The sequence below is a fragment of the Sinorhizobium arboris LMG 14919 genome (genome assembly GCF_000427465.1).
In the GTDB taxonomy this organism is placed as follows: domain Bacteria; phylum Pseudomonadota; class Alphaproteobacteria; order Rhizobiales; family Rhizobiaceae; genus Sinorhizobium; species Sinorhizobium arboris.
The window spans coordinates 114,485-135,272 of the sequence record NZ_ATYB01000014.1 but is presented as its reverse complement, the minus strand read 5'-3'; the positions used below and the strand labels follow the sequence as shown (position 1 = coordinate 135,272).

19 protein-coding genes are annotated in these 20,788 nt (G+C 60.9%); 6 read left to right on the top strand and 13 right to left on the bottom strand.

The genetic code is table 11. The features are described 5' to 3' along the window. Positions 1-128 precede the first annotated feature (128 nt). Positions 129-1,256 carry a glycoside hydrolase family 18 protein gene (locus SINAR_RS01000000133445; RefSeq protein WP_050577493.1) on the top strand — a complete coding sequence of 376 codons (1,128 nt, stop codon included), beginning with the start codon at positions 129-131 and terminating at the stop codon, positions 1,254-1,256. On the opposite strand, the gene SINAR_RS0111715 is transcribed toward SINAR_RS01000000133445, so the two are convergent. The 9 genes from SINAR_RS0111715 to SINAR_RS0111675 all read right to left on the bottom strand — a co-directional run bounded on the left by SINAR_RS0111715 (position 1,257) and on the right by SINAR_RS0111675 (position 11,859). Continuing rightward, positions 1,257-2,789 carry an oligosaccharide flippase family protein gene (locus tag SINAR_RS0111715; protein WP_027999277.1) on the bottom strand — a complete coding sequence of 511 codons (1,533 nt, stop codon included), beginning with the start codon at positions 2,787-2,789 and terminating at the stop codon, positions 1,257-1,259. It lies immediately after the preceding gene. Then, on the bottom strand, positions 2,786-4,081 hold the full coding sequence (locus tag SINAR_RS0111710) for a polysaccharide biosynthesis/export family protein (protein ID WP_027999276.1): 1,296 nt from the start codon (positions 4,079-4,081) through the stop codon (positions 2,786-2,788). The genes SINAR_RS0111715 and SINAR_RS0111710 overlap by 4 nt, the downstream gene beginning before the upstream one ends. Before the next feature lie 48 nt (positions 4,082-4,129). Further along, entirely contained in the window at positions 4,130-5,737 is a 1,608-nt protein-coding gene (locus SINAR_RS0111705) for a nucleotide-binding protein (RefSeq protein ID WP_027999275.1), read from the bottom strand. Positions 5,738-5,781: 44 nt separating this feature from the next. Next, positions 5,782-6,867, bottom strand: coding sequence for a glycosyltransferase family 4 protein (locus SINAR_RS0111700; protein WP_027999274.1), 1,086 nt, complete (start codon positions 6,865-6,867; stop codon positions 5,782-5,784). Continuing rightward, positions 6,864-7,652 carry a WecB/TagA/CpsF family glycosyltransferase gene (locus SINAR_RS01000000133440; protein ID WP_050577492.1) on the bottom strand — a complete coding sequence of 263 codons (789 nt, stop codon included), beginning with the start codon at positions 7,650-7,652 and terminating at the stop codon, positions 6,864-6,866. The genes SINAR_RS0111700 and SINAR_RS01000000133440 overlap by 4 nt, the downstream gene beginning before the upstream one ends. Continuing rightward, entirely contained in the window at positions 7,649-8,809 is a 1,161-nt protein-coding gene (locus tag SINAR_RS1000000134680) for a hypothetical protein (RefSeq protein ID WP_050577491.1), read from the bottom strand. The genes SINAR_RS01000000133440 and SINAR_RS1000000134680 overlap by 4 nt, the downstream gene beginning before the upstream one ends. Positions 8,810-8,844: 35 nt before the next feature. After that, positions 8,845-9,993, bottom strand: coding sequence for a non-hydrolyzing UDP-N-acetylglucosamine 2-epimerase (gene wecB / locus SINAR_RS0111685; RefSeq protein WP_336884852.1), 1,149 nt, complete (start codon positions 9,991-9,993; stop codon positions 8,845-8,847). 219 nt (positions 9,994-10,212) lie between these two features. After that, positions 10,213-11,502, bottom strand: a complete 1,290-nt coding sequence (locus SINAR_RS0111680) for a hypothetical protein (RefSeq protein WP_027999272.1) — start codon at positions 11,500-11,502, stop codon at positions 10,213-10,215. 111 nt (positions 11,503-11,613) lie between these two features. Next, the gene (locus tag SINAR_RS0111675; protein WP_027999271.1) at positions 11,614-11,859 is read right to left on the bottom strand and encodes a hypothetical protein; all 246 of its coding nucleotides are present in this window, start codon (positions 11,857-11,859) and stop codon (positions 11,614-11,616) included. A 357-nt stretch (positions 11,860-12,216) separates the two neighbouring features. On the opposite strand from SINAR_RS0111675, the gene SINAR_RS1000000137795 reads away from it, so the two are divergent. After that, positions 12,217-12,513 carry a hypothetical protein gene (locus tag SINAR_RS1000000137795; protein WP_084617341.1) on the top strand — a complete coding sequence of 99 codons (297 nt, stop codon included), beginning with the start codon at positions 12,217-12,219 and terminating at the stop codon, positions 12,511-12,513. A 249-nt stretch (positions 12,514-12,762) separates the two neighbouring features. After that, complete coding sequence (locus tag SINAR_RS01000000133430; protein WP_084617339.1) at positions 12,763-13,467, top strand: sugar transferase; 705 nt, start codon at positions 12,763-12,765, stop codon at positions 13,465-13,467. A gap of 39 nt (positions 13,468-13,506) precedes the next feature. Here SINAR_RS01000000133430 and SINAR_RS0111665 read toward each other — a convergent pair whose 3' ends face one another. Continuing rightward, on the bottom strand, positions 13,507-14,298 hold the full coding sequence (locus SINAR_RS0111665; RefSeq protein WP_027999270.1) for a YdcF family protein: 792 nt from the start codon (positions 14,296-14,298) through the stop codon (positions 13,507-13,509). A 250-nt stretch (positions 14,299-14,548) separates the two neighbouring features. Beyond that, the gene (locus SINAR_RS0111660; protein WP_027999269.1) at positions 14,549-15,445 is read right to left on the bottom strand and encodes a phosphotransferase; all 897 of its coding nucleotides are present in this window, start codon (positions 15,443-15,445) and stop codon (positions 14,549-14,551) included. Positions 15,446-16,239: 794 nt separating this feature from the next. Here SINAR_RS0111660 and SINAR_RS0111655 point away from each other — a divergent pair. Together SINAR_RS0111655 and SINAR_RS0111650 are read left to right on the top strand one after the other, a co-directional pair. Next, positions 16,240-17,853 (top strand): BCCT family transporter, encoded by a 1,614-nt coding sequence (locus tag SINAR_RS0111655; RefSeq protein WP_027999268.1) that lies wholly within the window; start codon positions 16,240-16,242, stop codon positions 17,851-17,853. A 186-nt stretch (positions 17,854-18,039) separates the two neighbouring features. Further along, positions 18,040-18,873, top strand: coding sequence for an alpha/beta fold hydrolase (locus SINAR_RS0111650; protein ID WP_027999267.1), 834 nt, complete (start codon positions 18,040-18,042; stop codon positions 18,871-18,873). A 42-nt stretch (positions 18,874-18,915) separates the two neighbouring features. Here SINAR_RS0111650 and SINAR_RS1000000138285 read toward each other — a convergent pair whose 3' ends face one another. Together SINAR_RS1000000138285 and SINAR_RS0111640 are read right to left on the bottom strand one after the other, a co-directional pair. Beyond that, positions 18,916-19,182 carry a c-type cytochrome gene (locus SINAR_RS1000000138285; protein ID WP_336884856.1) on the bottom strand — a complete coding sequence of 89 codons (267 nt, stop codon included), beginning with the start codon at positions 19,180-19,182 and terminating at the stop codon, positions 18,916-18,918. 122 nt (positions 19,183-19,304) lie between these two features. After that, entirely contained in the window at positions 19,305-19,595 is a 291-nt protein-coding gene (locus tag SINAR_RS0111640; RefSeq protein WP_027999265.1) for a hypothetical protein, read from the bottom strand. Positions 19,596-19,947: 352 nt separating this feature from the next. Between SINAR_RS0111640 and SINAR_RS0111635 the strand changes: the two genes are divergently transcribed. After that, the gene (locus SINAR_RS0111635) at positions 19,948-20,625 is read left to right on the top strand and encodes a YoaK family protein (protein ID WP_027999264.1); all 678 of its coding nucleotides are present in this window, start codon (positions 19,948-19,950) and stop codon (positions 20,623-20,625) included. Positions 20,626-20,788 lie beyond the last annotated feature (163 nt).

Genomic DNA, 20,788 nt, shown 5'->3' with positions numbered 1-20,788 from the left:
TCAACTTGGCGAGGATCGGCCCAAAATCATGAACGCAATCGATTCTGACAGGTCGGGTCGCGAGATCCGGACGGCGGTTTTCCGTCCCGATTTCTGTTACGGTGGTCCGCTTTCACGGAGGAGCGCCAATGCCGAAGCACTTCACGACATTGCTCGCAGCAGCGGCTTCGCTCGGAATTCTCGGAAGTTCGGCGCTCGCCCAGGAACGGTGGCTGGCCGGCTTTTATCCAGGTTGGGAATACGAATTCTATCCGCCTGAACGCATCGACTTTTCTTCTCTCACGCATGTGTTGATGTTCTCCGTCGTTCCGGAACCCGACGGGTCGCTGGACACGAGTTTTTTCGTGAGCCCCGAGGCCGGTCCTCGGATCGCGCGCGACCTCGTCGTGCGGGCACATGCGGCGGGTCGCAAGGCGCTGCTCTCGGTCGGAGGAGCCGGACTGACCGATCGGATGCGCAAGGCTGCAGGCGAGCCTAACCGGCGGCGCTTCGTCGACAACCTCGTCAACCTGGTGCAGGAATGGAATTACGACGGGCTCGATATCGACTGGGAGCCGATAGAGCCGAGCGATCTGCCCGATCTGAAGGCTCTGGCCGAGGCGCTGCGCACCAGGATGCCCGACAAGATGCTGGCCATCGATCTCGGGTGGAAGAACGTCAATTTTCCCATCGCCGACGAGGAGGTGCAATTTCTGAGAGAGATCGAGCCGCTTTTCGACCAGCTGAACGTCATGACCTACGACATGGCCGACAATTGGGAGGAATGGCTGTCGTGGCACAATTCGCCGCTTTACGGCGAGTCGAAGAATACTCCGGCATCGGGCGCGAGCAGCGTCGAGGCTTACATCGGCGCAGGCATTCCGCCGGCCAAGCTTGGGCTCGGCGTGGCCTTCTACGGCCGGTGCTGGACGGCGCCGGTCTCGGCTCCGGGGCAGGTCACAGGCATGGCGAAGGTGGCCGCCGGCGACCAGGACATGAGCTACCGGAACATCATGACCCTTTACTACAATCTGGGCCATGCCGCCTACGACGCGACGGCCGAGGTGCCCTACTTGACCTTCCCGGAGGCCGCGGGCTCTTTCGGCTGTACGTTTGTTTCCTATGAGGACGAGCGCTCCATTGCCGCCAAAGGGGCCTTCGCCCGGCGGATAGGCCTTGGCGGCGCGATCATCTGGTCTCTCGGGGAGGGATATCTTCCGGACGCCACCAATCCGAATAGCCTTCTGCACGCCGCCCGCAAGGCCTTCCTGGATTGATCACCCGGCGCGGAACTTTCCGCCGAGCCCGCGCCATCTTGCCGGAAGCGCCTGCAGCGTGCATTCGGCGAGTCTTGGAAAAGCGATGGGGACGAAGCCGATATAGACTGCAAGCGAGATCGCGAAGACGGCGATGCTGAACCGGTCCGAGGCGAAAGCGTGCCGGAACAGAAAGACGGCAGCGAGCGAAATCTCGATCAGGGCCACGAGGCTGAACGCTTCCCGGATCGTTTGTCTGTCGCGTCCCGCAGACCTGGCGAGAGACCGGGACCAGAGCAGACCGGCGCCGATATACAGGGAAAGCGTAAAGCCGAAGGAGGCGATGACCACGTCCCACAAGGCCCCGAGGGCAACCAGGGCCATTGCCGCCAGCAACTGGGCCGCGGAACACCACAGCAGCGCACCCGCCTGTTGGGAGGCGATCATGAAGGATGGGATGGCGGCCACGAGAGCAAGCGGCGGTAGCGTCATGGCGAAGATCATCATGACATCCGCCGTCTGCATCCAGGCGGGTCCGGCAGCGATCCGGATGATCATCGGCGAGAATACAGCGAATCCGAGCGCCGGCATCGACACGATCACGACACTTGCCACGCAAACGTTGAGCGCGAAGCTCTCGAGCTTCTGCCGATCGCCTGACATGCGGGCGAAGACGGGGAGCAACCCGGCGGAGATCGGATAGACCAGGATGCTCTTGGCGAGATCGAGGAGAGCTTTCGCCAGGCGGAACAGCCCGGCGGCGACCGGTCCCGCCAGAAACCCCAGAAGGGCCTCCGGCAGACGCTGCGAAGCGACGTCGAGCACCTGCCGGCCCATCAGTTTCGTGGCGCTCGACGAGGCATCTCGCCACTCGGTCTTGGAAAACCTGGATGCCGGAACAACAGGCATGGCCATCAGGCAAACGAGCGATCCGGTCGCCGCTACGAGCACCGTCTGCGCGATGATGCTCCACGCTCCGAAGCCCAGATAGGCAAGCGCGATTGACAGCGCTCCTCCGACGAGGATTGCCAGCGGTCGCCGGACCGCCAGCACCGAAAATGCGAATCGCCTGGCAAGCATGCCCTCCTGCACGAGCCCGACCCCCGCAAGCGCGGGAGCGAGCGCCGAGACCCGCATCAGGTCGCCGGCAAGATCATCTCCGACGATGTAGGAAACCATCGGCGCGGCCGCGACAATAAGCATTGCCATCAGCAGACTGCTGCCGATCGCGCAAGCGAGGGACGCGCCCACATAACCCGGCCCGAGATCGTCCCGCTGGATGACGGACTGCGTGATCCCCTGTAGCGTATGGTTCGCAATCAGCGCGGGAGCGACTGCCATGGCCGCCATGCCGAAATCGGCCGGGCCGAGCAATCGCGCCGTGATGATGAATATTGCGGCCTGGCTGGCGCGCTCGGCGCAAATCTGAACGAAGGACCAGGCCACCCCTCTCGTAGCCGTGGAGCGCACCTGGTCGCCTGCCAGGCCTTCCGGCGGCGGCGTCGGTGCGCTCGGAACTTCGGTCGCCGGGCCGACGGGAGGACTGGCGTTCATTGATAGTCGGCGGCGGTGATGTCGCCAGTGGTGTTCCGATCCGTGAGCAGTCCCGTCGTGCGCAGCTGCACCTTGATCACGTCTCCGGGGCTGACAGGGGACGCTTCGCTGGCCTCTTCTTCGATCAGCTCTCCGTTCCGCTCGCTGAGAATGCTGTATCTGGTCTCGACCTCCTGCTCGTTCTGACCTGTGATGGCGGCCTCTTCTACCTGTAACTGCCGGATCAGGTTCTCGGCAGTACGAAGCCTGCGCGTGACGGTCTCGAGATCGCTGTCCACTGCGCTGAGCTCCGCGAGCAACTCCTTACCGCTCGCCTGGAGCCGCTTGACCGAGGCTTCATTGTCGGCGATGCGCTCACGGACCTTGAGGATCTCCGTTTCGATCTCCTTGCGCTTACTGTCGACGGCCATCGCCGTGCGCTCGAGCATGAAGAGGCGTCCGGGGGTCGCCAGACCTTGAACGTCGAGCTTGCGAACATTGGCGATCTCGCGATCGACGCTGCTTATCTGCTGGTTCTGCGTCTCGTTCTGGTTCTGCAGCGTGTCCACCTGACCGTGGAGCAGCGCAAGCTGGTCGTTATATTTCGCCAGTTCCAGGGCACGTGTCTTGTTCTGCTGGCCGAAGAGGAGCTGTTCGCGATCCATGGTCTCGCGGACATTCGGCTCGGCCGAGCGCGACTGAAGGCTCGGGGGGAATTCGATCGTGTCTTTGCCGGCAATGGTCGCCTCCAGCCGGGCGCGCCGCGCTTCCAGCTTGTCCCTCTGCGCCCGCAGGACATCGAGCTCTCCCCTCGCCTGAATGGCGTCCCGCTCGAAGCGGGTCTGGCCCGTCGGAGGAGTCCTTGCCATTCCGCCGGCCACGCTCAGCGCATGGATCACCCTCATACCCGGCGTGTAGGGGTAGGCGCCCGGTTTATCCACCGCACCGACGAGGTAAATTGGGCGGTACTGCAGCAGTTCCACTGCGGTAACCGGAGGATTGACCAGCCGTGCCTTGGCCTGGAACTGCAGGGAAATGGAGGTCGCAAATTGCGCGGCGCTCAACCCCGCCGCTTTGATGTTCCCGAGCAGCGGTATCGCCACGTCGCCTGCGGCATCGATGGTGAAATCGCCGTTTAACCGGGTTCTGATCTCGCCCGTCGCGGAGGAGATTTCCGACACGCTGATCCGGAGCTTGTCCTGCGAATTCAGCATATATCCGTCCACCGCGTCTGCGGCAGATGCAACTCCCGACAACAGGAAGAGCACCAATATGCCGATGCGCATCGAGCCTGCCGCACTGATACGTGCCATAACCACTTCCTCCACGCTTCCGGCGCACCGCAGCGAGCCGAGTTCCGGTCATTCCATCAATGTCATTTTCCGGCGGCCGACCTTGTTCAGCACGACGCCCAGTACTTTGGACCGCACCGGCTCGAGCATCTTGAGAGCCAGACCGAGGACGGACATCTCTGTCCGGTTCCATTCCGCCACGATCACGACGTGATCGAGGGCATCGATCATGGCAAGCGCGTCACCGCATCTGGCCAATGCCGGCATGTCGACGCAAATCCACTCGAATGCGTCCCGGTTGGTCGCCACGATTTGTTCGATCCAGGCCTGACGGTTCATGAAGTCATACTCCGCGTTCCGCCCGTGCAAGGCGGCGAACCTCAGCGTTGTAGCAGGGAGGCTTGACACCTCCGCACCGGCGTCCCCTTCTCCGAGTGGGGCCCCCAAGGGGGCAAGCGCCCTGGAGAGTCGCCGGTTCGAAAAATCGGCGTCGACGAGCAGGACCCTGTCGCCCGCTCGGGTTAGAAGTTCGGCGAAATTGGCGATCAGCGTCGACCGGCCTTCGGTTCCGCTTGGGGATACGACGCCGACGACGATCGCACGCTCGCCATTGCTCACGGCGGCCATCTGCGCCCGCAACAGGCGAAGCGACTCGCAAAAAAGCGACGACGGGGCGTTTGCTGCATAGGACATCGTGCCTGGTAGCGGCTTCTGGGACGTCCGCCGCCCGCGCAACCATCGGGGCAGGAGCCGCGAAAAGAGATTGCGCTGCAGGGCCCGCACATTCGGCACCAGTCCCAGGCACCGCACGCCAAGTTCGTCTTCGAGATCCCGCCGGCCCGCAACGGTGCAGCGCATCGCTGCACCGGCGGCGATGACGCATGTTCCGAGCCCCAGCCCGCCGACCAGGCCAAGGACCAGCAGGACCGGCGTCTTTAGTCCAGCCGGTTCGACGAAGGGGCTGGCGGGGGTTACGATACGGGCCAAGGGCACGCTCTCCCGCTCGGTCGCCTGCAACCGGAACTGCGCCTGATGTTCGACGTAGGTCCGGGCGATCGCATTCGTGATGCGCGCCGACTTTTCCGAACTGCTCGCCTGAACTTCGATCTCGGCCACATAGGAGCGCGCGGCTCGGTTGACCCGCATGATCTTGCGCAGCTGCTTGGCCGCGATTTGCTGCCGTTCGTTGGCCGACATTGCCTCCCAGCGGTCCAGGCCCGGCTCCTGAGGGCTCGGATGTGCTGCGAGGAACAACCGTTCCAAGCGCTGTCTCCAAGCGGCCAGACGGGCGGAGAGACCGGAAGTTGCGGCAACGAACTCGGGATCCTGGTCGAGGTGGAGCTCTTCGATTACCTCCCTCAGCACGTCGTCGGTCTCAATGATCATGATCTGGGTATCGATATACGCCGAATCCGCTGAATCGCTCAGGACCTGTTGCCCCCCGGTCACCGGTGTGCGGTAATCGAGAATAACGACTGCCCGCGCCTGATATACCGGCGCGGCAAAACTGACGTAGGCCGCCGCCAGCGCCAGCCCCACAATGCCCCAAAGGGCGAGCTTCAGCCGGTTGGCAGACAGAAACGACAGAATGGAACCGAGAAGGAGGGGGCGCGGAACATCCGGGCTCAACGCGGAGATCTTTTGCCAACGTGCTGCTTGGTAATGTTCGTAGCGCATGCGCTTCACCCATGAGAATGCGGATGGGGTACTTCTCCCATCCGTTACGATTCCGAAACGATTGTGCTTAAGATCTTCGCGCCATTGTCGACCGTGTAGGGCGCTATGAGGGTTTCGCACCTTTCGCGAAGACACGCGACCTCGGTCCGCGACAGGGAGAGAAGCGTCCTCAGACACGCTTCGACGTCGGTGGAACCGGGTTCGAAGACGAGACGCGGATCGATCGCCCGCACCAGCTCGGCGCTGCCGCACGCCGTGCTCACTGCGCAAAGGCAGCCGCGTTGCAGCGCCTCGTTGACGACCAGTCCCCACGGGTCAGCAAAGGACGGGAGGATCAGCACGTCGATCGATCGGTAGAACTGCTCCCGTGTCTCGCCGTCCACGTACCCCCACCAGCGGATGCCTTTCGCGGTGAACATTGGATCCATTCCGGCCATGTGAAGCTGCGCATCGGTTTGCCCCAGTGCCGTGAATGCCGCGAGAAGGGCGTCTACGTTCTTTCTCTTGGAACTCGAGCCTATATAGCCGATGTCCCTGATCGGGCCGCTTCGGCGGACCAGAGGTTCCTTTGCCGGGGGAACGACATAGATCATGCGCCTGGTCGGAATTCTGGTCGAAATGCCGCGCATGTATTCCGCCGTCATATCGGAGAAGACGATTGCGGTATCGCAGGTCGCAGACAACATCTTCGAGCAAATGCGCTGATACAGCTGCTTGAGGCGGGGTTTGAAACGATCCGGTATGTGCATTTCCCAAAGCAGCAGCCGCTTGCCCCGAAGCTTCAGGACCACCGCCCAGAACAGCATGCAGAGATTTGTCGGATTGTTGTCGTGGAGCACGATCGTGTCGGCTTCCGTGCGAAGCCAGAAGAAGATCAACGGACCGGCCGAGATACTGGAACAGTTGACGGCCCTGTAGGAGGCTTCGTTTCCGAACGTCCATCGCCGGCCCTCGTCCTCCGGGCGCTGCAGATAGTAAACGGTCAGGTCCATGCCCGATTGCGCCATGCGCTCGAAAACCGCGTGCCGGGCCGGCGTGTAGTAGTTCTGAACGAAGGCGATCGTACCGGCGGCCTTCCCGCACCGTCCGGCCTTTGTCGTGATCGACGAGGTTTCATGCATGCTGGTCATCTTGGCGACTCGAGTTGGCGATGGACGGCCCGCCTGGCGAGCTCGGCGGCCAGGATGGCGATGAAACGGGAATTGGTCGTCAGGTTGCGCTTCCACAGCTTCCGCGGCTCCAGGCAAAGACGCCAGGCCCATTCCAGTCCGGCATTCTGGAGGAACACCGGGGCGCGGGGCAGGAACCCGCCGACCACGTCGAAGGCTCCGCCCACGCCCAGGACGGCAGGGACCCCCAGGGCGGCGCGGTGGTCCTCGCACCAGATCTCCTTGAAGGGAGCCGGCATCGCGACGAGCAGCAGATCTGCGCCGCTGTTCCTGATTTCCGTCACGATCTCAGCGTGCTCGTTCCTGGAGAAATAGCCGTTTCGCGCCCCGGCAATTCGAACGCCCGGATATTTCCTTGTGACGATCTCGACGAATCGCTGCAGCCGTTGCTGGGTGGTTCCGAGGAGGAAGACGCTGAGCCCTTCCAACGATCCCCTTGCGAGCAGCGCCTCCATCAGGTCTATCCCGGTCACCCGCTCGCGCACCGGGGCGCCGAGAAGGCGGCTCGCCCACACAAGGGGCATCCCGTCGGCAACCACGACATCCGCCCTGCCGACCGCTTCCGAAAGCCGCGCATCGGCACGCATCGTCACCAGAAGCGAGACATTGGCGGTGATGATGATGTGCGTTCGCCGCTCGGGCTCGGAGCGCCAGCGAAAGACGCGTTCGACGACGTCCTGGGCAGCGACGGCGTGGAGCCGTGCATTCAGGAATTCCGCGACGGGCATTTCCACGAGGCTGTTCATACGATATGCCTCCCCCTGTCCTTGCCCTCGGCCAGGCTGCCGGCATAGAGGCACCATCCCCACTCATATGGGCGTATTTCCCGATTGAGCCTGAGTGCCGCCGCAGGAGCCTCGCTGTCGCGACGATGCCCGGCAAGCTCGAGCATCTTGCTTCCGAGCGACACGACCGGGGGCTCCGACCGTTCGATATCCCGCCAGATCGCCGGCGTCTGAGGATCGACAACGTCAAGGTCGAGTTCATTCCGCTCCAGCCAGCTGTGGCTGCGTGCGATTGCCGCCGCGTGGTCGCTTCCGCCTGCGGCCCGAAGCGTCATCAGCGCCATGGGTGCCATCGCATGCTGGTGAACCGAATAGACCGGGTAGCCTTCCGCAACCTGCCCTGTGGACGCGTCGTAGTGCCACCACCACTGCCCGAGCCTCCCCTGGAGTTCGATAAGGCGCCCGGCGATGCGTTCCGAAAGCAAGAGGGCGCGCTCGTCCTGGAGTACGATCGCCGCAAGCGCCAAAGCCTGGACGGTGTAGATCTGGTCCGCAAAGTTCGGGAGCCGCCGGCGCAAGCGGTCCTGCAGCGGCCCCGTCGCGCCGGAGTGGCTGACCAAACAAGCTCTCTCCCCGAAACGCGAGCAGAGAGCGGTGACGACGGAACGCGTGATGCACGCCAAGCGGTGACTGTACCCTCGCTCCATTTCGTGAAGCAGGCCGCTGGCAAGCCATGCGACTTCCATGGTGGTGAGGCGCTCGGCGAATTCCGCACCGTCGTCCAGCGACAGATCGATGCGCTGGAACAGTTCATGCACCGCAACCCCGTCAAGCACCGCGTTGGCCCAGATCGCGAGACCTGTGGCGCCGTGCGCCTGCTGGCGAAGCAGTGAGTCGAACGCCGCGGCCAGTGCTCTTTCGGACGGCAGTCCGAGATCCTCGGCGGCGATACCCGCCCTGTCGAGACCGATCAGGCAGATCAACGTGCTGGTGACGTTCTCGGTCGCCAGGGTGGGCTGCGCGGCCTTTCCGCCCCTGATCTGCAGATCGAAGAGCCCTGTTTGCCGATTGGCCGCTGCCTGCAAGCCGGAGACACAGAGCGGCAACAGGCGGGCATAGGTTGCAGTCACTGTCGCCGACGGCGCCGAGTCCGTGTTCAGAGTCGTAACGTTAGACATCGGAGTCTCCAGAGACGGATGAAAGGTCGAGATCGTCACGAAACGCGCGCCCGTTCCGCGCCCGTGCCGGCAAAGCGTTCTCGCAGGTTCTCAAGCATGCGACTGCTGGCCAGGCCATCGCCGTAGGGGCTTCGGTGAATCGTCATCGACGGCGAGCGGCTGACGTCGAGGGAGCGGATAGCCTCTTCCACGATCCGCTTGCGATCGGTGCCGATCAGCTTTGCAACGCCTGCTTCGACGCCCTCGGGCCGCTCCGTTCGGTCACGCGTGACCAGGACCGGCACGCCGAAGGAGGGCGCCTCCTCCTGGACACCGCCCGAATCCGTGATGATGAGATGAGCCCTCGCCATCAGATAGACGAAGGACACATAATCGACCGGCGCGATCAGATGTATGCGCTCGCGCAGCAGCGGATGAGCGCTGCCGAGGATGGCATTCACCGGCTCCTGAACGTTAGGGTTCAAGTGAACCGGATAGAGGATCTCTGCGTCCGGGACCTGTTCGACGAGGTCGACCAGAGCCTCGCACATCCTACGGATGGGGCCGCCAAAGCTTTCACGGCGGTGCCCGGTGATCAGGACGAGGCGTCTTTCGGGATTGAGAAACGCGAACCGGTCCTCGACCTGTCTCCGCAGCCGGGCATCCGACTTCAGGACATTCATCACCCATATCAGCGCATCGATGACGCTGTTGCCGGTTACGAAGACCGCGCTTTCGGGGTGGCCCTCGCGCAGCAGGTTGGCGCGGGCCCATGGTGTCGGCGCAAAATGAAGGTCCGCAATGCTGCTGATGAAGCGCCGGTTGGCCTCCTCCGGAAATGGAGAATATTTATCTGAGGTGCGAAGCCCCGCCTCCACATGGGCGATCGGCACCTTCTCATAAAACGCGGCGAGGCTCGCGGCAAAAGCCGTCGTCGTGTCGCCCTGGACCAGCACGCATTCCGGACGCGCATGCCGGATCACGCCCGACACTTCTGTGACGATTCTCGAGGTGACCTCGGCAAGGCTCTGAGCCGGCTTCATGAGGTTGAGATCGTAATCGGGCGTAATGCCGAATACGTCCAGGACCTGATCCAGCATGGAGCGGTGTTGTCCGGTTATGCAGACCTGTATGTCGAAGGTCCGGTCTGCTTCAGCAGCCTTGACCAATGGGGCGAGCTTTATCGCTTCCGGCCTTGTACCCAAGACCGCGAGTATCCTCGAGCCGAAACCGAGCATTTCTCAAATATCCTAAGTAGATTTGTCAAGTATCCATTTGCGCTATGATTGTGCGTCCGTAGGAATATTTCAAGTGATCCTAATTTAGTATAGTACGCAAGTATTAGTAGACGGCGCCGACAAGCGAGCCAGGCGGCCTCTTGATGGGCCACCCGGGCGTCTCATGATGCAGCCGCCGCTGGCGGCTCATCGTTCCCGGTCGATAATCCCTGTTTGGCTGGGTGCCTGGCGATTGGGCAACACGGACGAAGCCCCCCCTCCGTCCCGGCGCAGAGTGACAGCGCTCCCGTTATCGGGCGGCTTATGGCTCGCCACGAGGAAGCCTAGAAGGGCTCCGGTCTTGATCGAAGCGAAAGCATGGCCGAACAGGCTGGTGCTCGCCAGGTATATCAGCGCTGCATTTGTGATGAACGGGCGCTCCCCCGTCGATGCGACGCCGGCAGATATGTACATCAACAGGATGTAACCCAATATCCCGGCAACGTCGGCGAAGTAGAGGATGGCGCTGTCGTTCGCATGGGTCTGGTCGAGGCCGCCGAAGAGCAGCGCCGACAAATCAGCGGCCCTGAGTTCTTCGTAGGTCCAGGACAAGCGCGTCGCCATGTCCACGATGTGGTGGCTACCCACCGCGGAATAGTACACAACCGCTCCCCCGGCAAAGACGAGGAACGGCAACAGGAGCCCCACCAATCGCGGCAGGCGCGCAAGTATCGGCGCACCTGCCGCAATGACGAAAAGCACGCCCAGCGACGCTCGGGCGTCCGCCAATATTATGATGAGGACGCACCCGGCAAGGGCAAGCATCTTCTTGGCGAACTGATATTTGTACTCGTAGATGTAGAAGATGGCGGCGATGCACGCGAAATAGCCGGTGGAAAGGGGTTCGAGAAAGAGGCCGCTGGCACGGTGGATCCCCCCGTCTCGCTCGGCCCCGAAATAGAAACCAGGGTCGCCCGAGTCGTCCTCCAACTTGTCCGCGACCCAGCTTCTGGTGTTGGCGTAATATTTCAGTGGGTTGACGACCCTGGCATAGAGGTCCGGCGCCAGCGCTTCGACCAGCGTGGTGGCCAAAACGGCAACGAACAGGGCATGCACGAACCATCTTGGTATCTTCCTGATCGTGGAGCCCAGGACGACGAAGAGCGGAATTACGGACATGTCGTACAGCGTCTTGAGGTCTGTACTCCGGTGATAAACGGTCGAGGCGAAGACGCATATCGCCAGCATGATGAACAGCATGGCCTGATCGGTCGTCACGCGGGGCCGCCGCAGCACCAGCAGCCCGGCGGCGCACAACGTCATGAACAGCTGCAGGACGACCACATGGATTTCCTGGACGCTGGCCACGAGACTGTTGAGGAGGGCCAGGGCGAAATTCATGACCATGCAGAAGGCCACGAGAGCGAGTGGCAAGAAGTCGCTCGCCCAAGTCCGAGCCAGAATGCCTTTACGAACAGCAGCCGGCATTCCGCTCATCGCCGACGCTCCGTGCCCGAGAGTTGGAGCCTTCCCGCTATTCCCGCAAACGCCCTTTGTCGCACGGCAATTCCGGAGGGAAAACCGTGAGGCGCTTTTCCCGGAATTGCTCTAGTTGCTTCCGCCGGTTCTTCGAATTGCATTGAGGACCCATCCGGCCAGGAAAAATGAAATCAGGAAAAAGGCAGGTGCGCCAATGAACGCAATGCTGATGCCGTGCCGGTTGAAAAGCAAGGAGCCCACGCTGGCGAAAAGGGAGGCCGATGCGAGAATCACGCAGGCAATCGCCGGAAGGCGAAACCCTGCAGCCAGTGCGCCTGCAGCGCAAAACCCTATCAGAAGCCAGTAGGTTGGCATGACCCGAGCCTCGCTGTGCTGCTGACCACAGAGGACAGACACCCGACTACACTGAAGATTCGACCCTGGAACACGATGCAATGGATGCGGGGTGGACGCAATGGCCGATTTCGCTCGCAACGGACGACCGCGATCGAGTAGCTCCCGCCGGCGAAATCAACGGAGACACCTCCCCTAACGGACATCAGAGTCATCCCAGTATTACGCCGCCCGACCACGCAGGCGTTCCGTGATGTTTGCGGCGTTCCCAGGAGTATACTGTACTGTATTAGGATTATACGGTACTGTATATTTTCAACGCCGTCCTGCAGTGGCAATCTTCCCGCGTACAATCGATGCACGCGAAGGGAGGCGTTCATGCCAGAAATCCCGAACCAACCGCCAAAGAGCGACGAAGATCGGCGCAAATTTCTGAAGAGTTGCGGTCGTTTCGCGGTCGTGACACCTCCTGCCGTAACCATGCTGCTCTCCACCAGCCTTACGTCAAATGCAATCGCGAAGTCTGGGGGCGACGGGAAGGTTAAAGGCAACAACGGTTGGGGCAATGGCGCAGATCCAAGGAACCCCGGCAGTTCCCATGGCAAGGGCGTGTCCCGAGGCGGTCCCGGCGCGGGGCAGTCGCAAGACGGCTCAAAGACCGGCAGAGGTCGGTAGACCGTCGCGTGGTTCCTTCCGACAAATTGTCTCGCCTCCTGCAACCGCGGGTCTTTTCAGACGCACGATATCGATCTCTGCGATCGCCATTCCAGCTCGCGCACTGGAAGTACTGCAATGGCAAACGTAGTACCTATGGGCGATCTATATTTATATCATTTATCACGTATATATTAAAAATACGTCTACGCCGCGGAGCAACATCGGGTCATTCACAATAAAGTTGCCCGCGATTAACAGGGGGGTTCTATGTCTATTTGGCATATACACCGTCATGGACCATCGCTGCATTTTCAAAAGCACATCAAGTGCGAGCGCTTGCCGCTTCATCTCGCCAATCGCGATCAACTCGATGCAGCGCTTGGCCGCCGCATGCGCTACCTGCTCATCAGACGCATCGTGGATGTTGCATTCGTCCTCATCACCGCACCGGCCAGTCTCCTGCTGATCGGCATTGCAGCGGCAGCCGTGGCGCTGACCATGGGCCGTCCCGTCTTTCTCGTCCAGGATCGCGTCGGTTTCAAAGGCCGGATGTTCCGCGCTTTCAAGCTTCGGAGCATGCGCATGTCCGACGGCCCGCCGCGGCCCACAAGCCGCAACGATGACAGGATCACGCCACTCGGCGCCTTCCTTCGGCAGTCGCACCTAGACGAACTGCCGCAGCTCTGGAACATCTTGCTCGGTCAGATGACGCTTATCGGCCCTAGGCCAGAATGGGCGCCTTTGGCGAGCAGTTACGAGAGCACCATTCCCGAATACGAGCTGCGCTATTACGCACCTCCGGGCCTGACCGGATTGGCTCAGGTTAAGCAGGGCTACGTTTCGACACTGGACGAAGTCGTCGAGAAAATTGAATTTGACCTCTATTACATAACGAACATGTCGCTCTTGCTGGACGCGAAGATAATGCTCCTGACGGCGATGACGCTGTTCAACAATTCGCTATCGCGGTAAAACGCCGTCCATCCTGGCAGCAAAGCGGATCAGCTCTAGCTACCGGGCAATGGGGAAAAGCTCGGTATTCATGGAGAAGTGATAGGCCACGAGTCCCACCCACTCATGGGCAGCGAGATCGGCGAGATATAAGCCCATCGAGAGCGAGCTCGTCAGGTGTCGTACGTCCGATCGCCTCACCTGGTAGCCCACAGGGTATGGAATGACTGGAAATCCGGCGGCGCGAAAGCAGGCGACTGACCTCGGCATGTGAAAGGCAGATGTGACGAGCAGCCATGCCTCGCCGGGCTTCGGACGTGCAACGGCCTTACTCTCGACAGCATTCTCGCAAGTATTCCGCGAGCGTTCTTCAAGCTCGATCCGCTTGTCCGGTACACCGATCCGCATCAGCAGGTCGCGCGCCATTGCGGCCTCCGATTCCGCCTCGTAAGAAAGCAAATTCGCACTTCCCCCTGAGAGCAGGATTCTGGCCTTGGGGTAAACCAGGCTAAGCTCGGCCGTCTTGGTGAGACGCTCGCCCGCGCTGCTCAGGGCAACCGTGTGGCGTTCAGTCGAGAGGTCAGTATCAATTTCTCCGCCCAGGACAACGATGCCCGCCACCTCGCCAGGAATTTCCGGCAATGGGAACCGGTCCTCCAGTATGCGAAGAGCTGCGCTGCCAACCGGAAGCCAGCCAGCGATCAGCAACAGCACGACCGCCGTGATCAGAAGCCCTAGTCCCTGCTTCCTCCGGCGCAGCGCCAAGGCGACAAGCCCTGCACCCGCCGCCAAGCCAATCAGGTTCGAAAGCACCGCAAATGCTGCTAGAAGTTTCGAAAGAACGAAGAACACGTGCCACTCCTGATGTCGCTTTCAACGACCACCATATCCTTTTGACACTCCGCCTGTCTCTAACGAGCATTTTGCATCGGGCTTTCGGCCAAGTGCCGTGATTGACTGATGGAGACCTCTCGATCTTCGGAGGCGGCGCGATCCTGCGTCACCTCGGCGAGCGCTGTGAAGCGCTGGTGCCCTCCGATCCGCGCGGTCCCGAATCGGCTCGCGAATGGCTGTGGGCGGCGCTCAATTCGAGATGCCCTGCTCAGATGTCGGGGTCGTCGAGGAGGCGTTGGAGCGTGCTGCGGCCGAGGGCGCTCATGCCGGGGTTGGTGCGCTCGTAGTACCAGACCAGGCCCATCGCCTGCTGGAACGCCCACGCCGCCCCGCGCCTCCACTCGATCTCGCTCGATTCAAGATGGCTCCGCACGGTCTTGCGCTCCTCGTGGTCCAGCAGGTGCCACGCGGCCACCAGATCGAGCGCAGGATCGGCCGGTCCGAAGCCGCCGCCGTCGAGCACGCCCACGAGATGCTCGCCGCGCACGAGTAGATTCGGCGGAATGAGATCCCTGTGGCTCATGACGAGGAATCCCGGCCGCGGCAGCTCACGGAGCCGGGCCCATAGCCGACGGAGCCGAGCAACGTCGAGCAATCCCTCGCTCTTTTCGAAACAGACGACTATCCAGTCGTCGTGATCGGGAAGGTCGCCGCCCCTACCGTGCCCGTCGAAGTGCCGGCCACGGGTGTCGGCCGCGCGGAGGGATGCAATGAGGGTCGCGAGGTCACGCGCGAATGTCCGCGATCCCGCGAGCCCGTCTGGGGTAGCGACATCCCCCGCTATCCACGTCTGCACTGCCCAGGGCATCGGATATGCCGGGCCGGGTCGGCCCAGTCCGACGGGCCTGGGTGTCGGAAACGGGCAATGCTCCGCAAGCTCGGCCATGGCTGCCGCTTCGTTGGCAAGCATTCTGGCACATAGGATCGGGTCGCCCATCCGTAACGGAAATCTCGCGGCCGCTTCCGATCCGATCCGGAAGATGGCGTTGACGGTTCCGACCGCATCAAGTTGTTCGATCTGTTCGAAGCGATACCGCGGAAACTGGTCGAAGATCATCTGACGAGCGACATCAACGTCGACAGACACTTGATCGCTATGCATCATGCAATTGATATCCCTAGGATATTTTCGCCTCGACTCAGATGGACGTGTTTGTCAATCAGACGCGGGAAGCCTGCCACGCTGTTGCCCTTACCGAATTTTGCAGGATCAGCGCCGGGACATGGGGAAAGCAGACGGATGTCGCATTTGCTCAGAATGTCGTCGGTGAGGCAACGACTCCCACCTTTTTCTAGCATGCATATTCATCCTCCGAGCCGCTTACAGCGTTGGGGCGCAATCTTCCGAGCGGTGTGGAACATCGCCGCCGTGCGACACAACAACAGCAATTGAGAACGAAGCATAAGCCTCGAAGGCAATAATCTGGAGGGGAAATCTGCGCGAAAATAATGATGCCCATTGATCTGACGCACAGCGCAAAATCGAAGTGTGCGCTCGCTGGCAGCGGCAGGTCTGGCGAAACTCTATAACGCTTCCGTATTAGGTTGGGCGTCGCGTGCGCAGAATCCGATGCCTCGAGCACAACGCTGCCGAAACACTGCCGCCTTCGCTACGGATGAGCGCACCGATCTTGGCATCTTCGGCGATCAAAAGTGATTGTCCGGCATGACCGGCAGCGGATCTCGGCGATGCACTGATTGAAGCAGTCAAGGACACAGGAAGTGATCTCGTCGTCTCGGCGACGGAAATTCCCGATGCTGATGACTGTCTGGGCCACTCAATGGAGCCCGCCTGGCACTTCGCAAAGGCGTTTTCATTTTTTCTGGTCCGCAGCTAACGCGCTGCGTCAGGAGCCGGCCGCAGCAAGTCACCGCTAAACTTGGAGGAGCATAAGCTACATGAGTGAAGCTGGAATCCCGGCCCCCGAGGGCGCTTCAACGCTGATTCAAACCGACTACGAGGTCGGCCAGGACAATATCGTCAAGCAGATTGGCCCATTCGGTCTGGATGTCCACAATCCGGTCTTCATGATATCCGGATTGACAATTGTCGCCTTTGTCGTGCTGACATTGGTCCTTCAGGATCAGGCGGGGGCTATCTTCAACAGCCTGCGCGAGTGGCTGACCTCAACGTTCGACTGGTTCTTTCTTCTCGCCGGCAACGTTTTCGTTCTGCTTTGCCTTTTCCTGGTTGTCTCGCCGTATGGCAAAGTGCGGATCGGCGGAAAGGAAGCCGTTCCCGACTATTCATATTCCGGTTGGTTCGCCATGCTGTTTGCTGCCGGGATGGGCATCGGACTGATGTTCTACGGCGTTTCGGAGCCGATCTCGCACTTTTCGTCATCAGTTGCGGAAAACGCGGGCGCACCCGATAGCTGGGCACCACTTGGCGGCGCGCCCGGCGATGCGGTAGCGGCCCGCCACCTGGGGATGGCTGCGACCATTTTCCATTGGAGCCTGCATCCCTGGGCGATCTACGCCATAGTGGCACTTTCCCTGGCGATCTTCGCATATAACAAGGGCTTGCCGCTGACGATGCGCTCCATATTCTACCCGGTCTTCGGGGAACGGACATGGGGGTGGCCCGGCCATATCATCGACATACTCGCGGTCTTCGCGACGCTGTTTGGCCTCGCCACATCGCTGGGTTTCGGCGCCGAGCAGGCCAATGCCGGCCTCAACCACGTTTTCGGCCTGCCGGTCACTGACGCCTCAAAAATACTGCTGATCATCGCAATCACCGGTGTCGCTCTGACGTCCGTGGTGGCTGGACTCGATGCGGGGGTGAAGCGCCTGTCGGAAATCAATATGATACTGGCCGCGCTGCTTCTACTTTTCGTGCTGATCGTCGGACCGACCTGGGCAATCATCTCGGGCTTCTTCACCAATCTCTATCAATATATGCGGTACCTGCCGGAACTCTCGAACCCGTTTGGCCGTACGGATGACAGTTTCCGTGATGGTTGGACTGCGTTTTACTGGGCTTGGTGGATATCCTGGTCTCCCTTCGTCGGCATGTTCATCGCTCGCATTTCTCGTGGCCGCACCGTGCGTGAATTCATCGTCTGCGTTCTCATCATCCCGTCGCTCGTTTCAGTTTTCTGGATGACGGCGTTCGGCGGCACGGCGATCAGCCAAATCGTCAACGATGGCTACCAGGCCGTCGTCGAGGCGCCGCTGGAACTGAAACTGTTTTCGATGCTTGAGGCACTGCCTCTTCAGGCGATCACGTCATTCATCGGCATCTGTTTGGTGATCGTATTCTTCGTCACCTCGTCGGACTCGGCCTCACTGGTCATCGATACGATTACGGCCGGTGGCAAGGTCGATGCACCGTTGGCCCAGCGCGTTTTCTGGGCCAGCTTCGAAGGCATCGTCGCTATCGCGCTTTTGCTGGGCGGCGGATTGGGGGCGCTGCAGGCGATGGCGGTTTCGACGGGCTTCCCCTTCACGATTGTTCTGTTGCTTGCCTGCTATGCCATTGTCAAAGGTCTGGCGAGCGAACCGCGCTAAGCGCTTATCAGGGCCAACGCCGCCACGAAGCGCGGGCGTTGGCCTTTGGTGGGTACCCATTTTGGCCCGTTCAACAGATTGCCGGCGGACAATCACAGACAATCGAACTGAGGGAGCGCCAACGACAAGCTTGCAAACCAGTTCGTCTGGACGGCACCACCGGGAAAAATACATGGAGGATGCTGGATGTCGTGGAAACTCGACGAGACCGTGCAAACATCTGCAGGCAGAGTCGCTGCGGGTCGAACTGGCAGCGGGCCTGCACTCGTGTTGGCTCATGGTTGGCCGTGGTCTTCGTTCTCATGGCACCGGATCATTCCGGCCCTTGCAGGCCAATACCGCGTCCATTGGTACGATATGCCCGGATACGGGCGATCCGCCAAAGGCGTGGAGCAGCGTACGTCTCTCGATGTGCAAGGAGAGGTGTTCGCCGAGATGCTCGCCCATTGGGCCCTCGAGCAGCCGATCGTCGTAGCCCACGACATGGGCGGAGCGACGACGCTGCGCGCGCATTTACTGCATGGCTGCGATTTTGAGCGGTACGTTCTGATGAATGTCGTCGCGATGCGCCCATGGGGCTCGGAATTCTTCGATCATGTCGGTCGCCACGTGGAAGCCTTTCTGGGCCTGCCACCGCATATCCACAAGGCGGTCGTGTCGGCTTACATCAGCGGAGCGCTGGTCAATGACATCGATTCCGCAGATTTCGACAAGCTCATCGAGCCGTGGCTTTCCGAAGAGGGCCGAGCAAGTTTCTACCGGCAATTCGCGCAGGCCGATGAACGATACACCGCCGAAATCGAGCCGGCATTCGCAGAGATTCGCTGCCCGGTCAAAATCATCTGGGGCGAGGAGGATCCGTGGATCCCGCTGGAGCGAGGCAAAGCGCTTCACGCGCTGATCCCGCAGGCATCGTTTGAGACGCTGCCCGCCGTTGGTCACTTACCGCATCTCGAAGCTCCGCAGCTCGTTCTTCGGCGATTGAATGCATTTCTGTCGCGCGAAGGCGACGGCTTATAAAGAGATCCCGTTGAGCGTCGATCCGCGACGGATCGACCAGGATTATTTCGACCTTATGTACGCAACGAGATCGGCAATCTCGGTACGTGTCAGGGATAGATTCGGCATGCGGGAGTGGTGAGGAGTCGCCAGAAATGCCGAAAGGCTTCTCTCGTCAAATCGGTCCGATTCACCAATCTGAGCGAACGTCGGAACAGTATCCGAGCCGCGTACTTGTCCAGGTGCAACGACGTGGCACTCGCTGCACCAGCGTTGGGCGATGGCGCGGCCGCGGAGTCGATCGGCCGCGGCGCTCTCGCCGGTGACCATCAGAAGGAGAGTAACGGCAACAGCGCTTTGCAGTCCACATATTCGCTTCATTGCAGCCGTTTCCATTGAGTTCGCCAGCAACTCGGCGTTCGCGTCACCGGCTAACGTTGCAATTGACGCTCTCAAGCCGCGTCCGGGTGGAGAGCCTTCCAAGCAGAAACATCAGTCGCGGTTACTGCCACGTGCCCATCGGACGTGAGCTTCTTGCCATCGAATTTGTTGGACGCGATGTCGCTGAACACTGTGACGTATTGCTGCAGCCGACACTCGTTGCAGAGAGGCGGATCGGCGATATCGAGAAGGGCTTCCTTCGTGACGACAACGATTTCGTCGCCTCCGACGTCTCTTTCCATGATCAGAAGCGCCTCGTCTCCCGATGCCTTCATCATTCCACTGAGCAGCTTCAAGGGCATTTTCGTCCTCCCGGCACGAGTGCGAGTCGAGCCAACCAAACGGCGTTCACTCAAGCATTATGCTTCGCGCGCACCGAAACTCCTTGATCAAGCTCAAAGTCGGATCTCAAATCGCGATCCGTTGGAGGTTAAAATCAACAGGCCCGTCTGCCGTTATCGCGCATCTCATCGATCCAGCGAGAGCGCTTCTTCTCGTCGGCAAACGAGAGGCCATGGAAGCTCTCGCGAATAGGTTTGATCCCGGCGTGCCGGAATGGTCGCGGTTCCGGTGCGCCGTTCCTGGCATGTCGCGAGCTTGCAATACGGGGCCGCGTTTGCTTTGCTTGCGGGGGTTTCACTTGGATCATCACAAATGACGGTACAGCGGCGGCGGCGCATCATCATGCGCCAGAGAAGTTCTGTTGGTTTGGCGCTCGTCGCTGGAATATCGTTCCTTGCAGGCATGACCGATGCCATAGGACTCATGTCCGTCGGCGATTTCGTGTCCTTCATGAGCGGCAACACGACTCGCGCATCGGTCGCCCTGATGCAAGGCGACGTCGCTCGGGGGGCGCTTCTCATCGGCGGTTTGGTCACTTTCGTCATCGGCAACGCCGCAGGAGTGGTGGTGGCGATGAGGTTCAGGCCGCAAGCTGTTTTGCTGGTTGTATCGGTTCTACTCGTATGCGCAGCCCTGCTGGGCGATCAAAGAGAGCTCCGGTTCCTTCTGCTCGTTCTGGCGATGGGGGCAATCAACGCCTCTGTCGAGCAGATCGAAGGGCTGCCGGTTGGCTTGACGTATGTCACCGGGGCCCTGTCACGCTTCGGACGAGGTTTGGGGCGCTGGGCGATGGGCATCCGCAACACGCATTTGGCCATCCAGATCGTGCCGTGGCTCGGCATGATGGCAGGAGCAGTTTTGGGGGCAGCCCTCGTGCAGACAGTGGGAAATCTGGCCCCGTGGCTAGCGGCTGCTGCTGCCCTTTCTCTGACATCGATCGCGATCCAAATACCCCGACGTTGGCAAATCAGGTTCGTTCAACATCGTTAATGGCTTTCCGCCTATGATCTGCCGATCGCCATTTGCAAAGCCGTTCGCTGCCCGTCCGCTTCAAATCGGATATGTTTTCCGGGTCGGGCACACCGGACCGGTGATCACGACTTGCGCTTCGAGCGAGCGCCGACATTAACACGTTGCAAGAAGGCGAAGCCGG

Excerpts from the sequence above, each read along its gene's own strand:
- SINAR_RS01000000133445 (WP_050577493.1), top strand. The coding sequence starts at position 129 with ATGCCGAAGCACTTCACGACATTGCTCGCAGCAGCGGCTTCGCTCGGA.
- SINAR_RS0111715 (WP_027999277.1), bottom strand. The coding sequence starts at position 2,789 with ATGAACGCCAGTCCTCCCGTCGGCCCGGCGACCGAAGTTCCGAGCGCA.
- SINAR_RS0111710 (WP_027999276.1), bottom strand. The coding sequence starts at position 4,081 with ATGGCACGTATCAGTGCGGCAGGCTCGATGCGCATCGGCATATTGGTG.
- SINAR_RS0111705 (WP_027999275.1), bottom strand. The coding sequence starts at position 5,737 with ATGCGCTACGAACATTACCAAGCAGCACGTTGGCAAAAGATCTCCGCG.
- SINAR_RS0111700 (WP_027999274.1), bottom strand. The coding sequence starts at position 6,867 with ATGACCAGCATGCATGAAACCTCGTCGATCACGACAAAGGCCGGACGG.
- SINAR_RS01000000133440 (WP_050577492.1), bottom strand. The coding sequence starts at position 7,652 with ATGAACAGCCTCGTGGAAATGCCCGTCGCGGAATTCCTGAATGCACGG.
- SINAR_RS1000000134680 (WP_050577491.1), bottom strand. The coding sequence starts at position 8,809 with ATGTCTAACGTTACGACTCTGAACACGGACTCGGCGCCGTCGGCGACA.
- SINAR_RS0111680 (WP_027999272.1), bottom strand. The coding sequence starts at position 11,502 with ATGAGCGGAATGCCGGCTGCTGTTCGTAAAGGCATTCTGGCTCGGACT.
- SINAR_RS0111675 (WP_027999271.1), bottom strand. The coding sequence starts at position 11,859 with ATGCCAACCTACTGGCTTCTGATAGGGTTTTGCGCTGCAGGCGCACTG.
- SINAR_RS1000000137795 (WP_084617341.1), top strand. The coding sequence starts at position 12,217 with ATGCCAGAAATCCCGAACCAACCGCCAAAGAGCGACGAAGATCGGCGC.
- SINAR_RS01000000133430 (WP_084617339.1), top strand. The coding sequence starts at position 12,763 with ATGTCTATTTGGCATATACACCGTCATGGACCATCGCTGCATTTTCAA.
- SINAR_RS0111660 (WP_027999269.1), bottom strand. The coding sequence starts at position 15,445 with ATGATGCATAGCGATCAAGTGTCTGTCGACGTTGATGTCGCTCGTCAG.
- SINAR_RS0111655 (WP_027999268.1), top strand. The coding sequence starts at position 16,240 with ATGAGTGAAGCTGGAATCCCGGCCCCCGAGGGCGCTTCAACGCTGATT.
- SINAR_RS0111650 (WP_027999267.1), top strand. The coding sequence starts at position 18,040 with ATGTCGTGGAAACTCGACGAGACCGTGCAAACATCTGCAGGCAGAGTC.
- SINAR_RS1000000138285 (WP_336884856.1), bottom strand. The coding sequence starts at position 19,182 with ATGGTCACCGGCGAGAGCGCCGCGGCCGATCGACTCCGCGGCCGCGCC.
- SINAR_RS0111640 (WP_027999265.1), bottom strand. The coding sequence starts at position 19,595 with ATGCCCTTGAAGCTGCTCAGTGGAATGATGAAGGCATCGGGAGACGAG.
- SINAR_RS0111635 (WP_027999264.1), top strand. The coding sequence starts at position 19,948 with ATGACGGTACAGCGGCGGCGGCGCATCATCATGCGCCAGAGAAGTTCT.